This window comes from Kitasatospora sp. NPDC050543, assembly GCF_044457565.1.
Lineage (GTDB): Bacteria > Actinomycetota > Actinomycetes > Streptomycetales > Streptomycetaceae > Kitasatospora.
On the sequence record NZ_JBITGZ010000093.1, the window covers coordinates 1 to 1,705 of the forward strand.

Genomic DNA, 1,705 nt, shown 5'->3' on the forward strand with positions numbered 1-1,705 from the left:
GGTGGGGTTCGCGCCGTTGAAGCCGGCGGAGTTCGTGGTGGTGCAGGTTCAGCAGCTGTCGGAGCAACTCCCGTCCTGACCGGGCGGGTGACCAGCGGAACAGGAGGGGCTGTGCCTGAGCAGCTCGCCCAGCCGGGCGTCTACGTGGAGGAGATCCCGAGCGGGGTCCACACCATCACCGGCGTCGCCACGTCCATCGCCGCCTTCGTCGGCCGGGCCGCGCGCGGCAGCACCACCCGGCCGGTCACCATCACCGGGTTCGACGGCTTCGTCCGGGAGTTCGGGGGGCTCTGGGTCGAGAGCCTGTTGGGCTTCGCGGTCCGGGACTTCTTCCTGGGCGGCGGCGGCCAGGCGGTGATCTGCCGGCTCTACCAGCCGCCGCAGGGCTCCACCGGCATCGCCCGGCTGACGTTCGGCAGCGGTGAGGCGAAGGTGACGCTCGACGCCGTCTCGCCGGGCGGCTGGGGCAACAGCCTGCGCGCCCGGGTGGACGTCACTGGTGCGCCGGCCGGTGAGCTGTTCACCCTCGTGGTCACCGACCGCTCCGCCCAGCGGACCGAGCGGCATGTCGGGGTGTCCCTCTACGCCGACCACCCACGCTGCGTACTGGCGGTGCTCGAGCGGGAGTCCGCGTTGGTGCGCTGGGCCATCCCGCCGCTCACGCCACCAGCCGCGGGCAGCCCCCGGGTCCGCCCGGAGCCCGCATCCGGGCCGACGGCCTGGCAGGACACGGCCGGGCTCGCGGACGGCAAGGCCGCCGAGGCCGACAAGGCGCTGAAGGACGCCCTCCGGCATGACGCGGCGGCGAGCGGCGCCGCCCGGGCCGCGACCGCGGCAGCCGCCCGGGCCGGCCGGGAGCGGGATTCGGCCGACCAGGCCGAGCAGGCGGCCGACACCGCCCTCGCCGCGGCCAGGGCGGAGCAGGGCCGGGCGGACGCGGCCCTGGTCGCCGCCACCAGGGCCGTGGACGAGGCGAAGAAGCTCGACCAGAACGTGCCCGCCAACCAGCAGAAGCTCAGGCAGGCCCAGGCGGACCAGGCGGTGGCCCGGGAGGCCGCGCAGCAGGCGGCCGCCGCCGCGACCCGCGCGGAGGACACCCGGAAGCAGCGGGCCCAGGCCGCCACCGACGCCGCCCGGCGGGCGACCGACGCCGCCACGGCGGCCACCACCGCCGGCACCTCGGCCCAGCAGGCCGCCGGCGAGCCTGGCCACGCCCGTGCCGCCCTCGAAGCCGCGAAGTCCGCCGCGGCGTCGGCGGCGCAGCAGCTCGGCGGATCCGACGGCGTCGACCTGCCCGGCACCGAGGAGGTCCGCCGGCAGTACGAGCGGCTGCTGGACCACGCCGACCTGTTCAACCTGCTCTGCATCCCGCCGTACAGGCGCAGTGGCGAGGACGTCGAGCCGGTGCTCTACGACCTTGCCGCGGCCTACTGCAAGCGCCGCCGCGCGGTGCTCCTGGTCGACCCGCCCTCCGCCTGGACGACGACGGACGCGGCGGTGGCGGGATTTCGCGCCGAGGCGGACCAGCTGGGCGGCCGCGGTCCCAACGCGGCGGTCTACTTCCCGCGCTTGCGCCGGCCGAACGAGCTCAAGAGCGGCGCGGTGGAGAGCTTCGTGCCGTGTGGTGCGGTGGCGGGGGTGTTGGCGCGGACGGATGCGGTGCGTGGGGTGTGGAAGGCGGGGGCGGGGTTGGAGGCGGGTTTGG

At 76.1% G+C, this 1,705-nt stretch carries 1 protein-coding gene; it reads left to right on the plus strand.

Going from position 1 to position 1,705, the window contains the following annotated elements; translation table 11 throughout:
• Positions 1-111: 111 nt before the first annotated feature.
• A partial coding sequence (locus ACIBH3_RS35920) for a hypothetical protein (RefSeq protein ID WP_396316317.1) occupies positions 112-1,705 on the plus strand: 1,594 nt, incomplete at its 3' end.